At 60.6% G+C, this 810-nt stretch carries 1 protein-coding gene; it reads left to right on the top strand.

The window, feature by feature from the left end; translation table 11 throughout:
* On the top strand, positions 1-668 hold a 668-nt coding region (locus RSSM_RS16550; RefSeq protein ID WP_044302786.1), incomplete at its 5' end, for a transposase.
* Positions 669-810: the final 142 nt, after the last annotated feature.

The raw sequence follows: 810 nt of genomic DNA, 5'->3' as shown, positions 1-810 counted from the left end.
AGGATCGTGAGATCGAAGTGCTCGCCGATGGACTGATGGCAACCGGTGAGAACATCGCTGCTTGCCCGGAGAAGAACATCGAGTTCTTCACGCCCGCCGGCCCGGAGAACCCAGCCTATCGCGACGACCCGACACAGCCGGTGGCCGAGGACCGCATCGAGGATCTTCCGCTGCGAGGTAAGAAACCCAAGAAGGGCGAAGCCGACACGCGAACGTTCGACAAGTCAGCGTTCTTGTATGACTCCGAAGCAGACGTTTACCACTGTCCGATGGGTAAGACGCTCGAGCGACGTAGCGAGCGGAGTAAGTCGGAGCGTTACCTCTACCGGATCGCCAAGAGCGAGTGTACGGAGTGTCCGCTGCGGGCAAAGTGTTTCAAGAACTGTCGCAACCAGTACGGCCGCCGGATCGAGAACGGCAAGCACGAGCGGGCCAAACAAGCTCACGCGACGAAGATGCAGACCGAGCGATCTCGGAAGAAATACGCACGCCGAGCGGCCGTCACGGAACGACCGTTCGCGCTGATCAAGCGAGGCTTCGGCGTCCGGGAGTTCCTGGTTCGCGGGTTGGACAAGGTGCGAGCGGAGTGGACCTTGCTGTGCATCGCCCACAACCTGCATCGCTTGCTGAGCCTCAGTCGTCCGCAAGCCCGAGCCTCGGTGCCGTAGTTCGGCTTCCTGGCACCGTGCCAACATCACCCGCCCGTCTTTCCTCCAACCCTTCGACGATCCCCGTAGCTACCGCTGCGCAATCGTCGAAGGCGGGGGTAAGGGGGAAACCATCAAAATCAAAGCAAACCGACGATAAATC

This window comes from Aporhodopirellula sallentina SM41, from assembly GCF_000346505.1.
GTDB lineage: Bacteria > Planctomycetota > Planctomycetia > Pirellulales > Pirellulaceae > Rhodopirellula > Rhodopirellula sallentina.
This window is presented reverse-complemented; position numbering and strand designations above follow the sequence as displayed.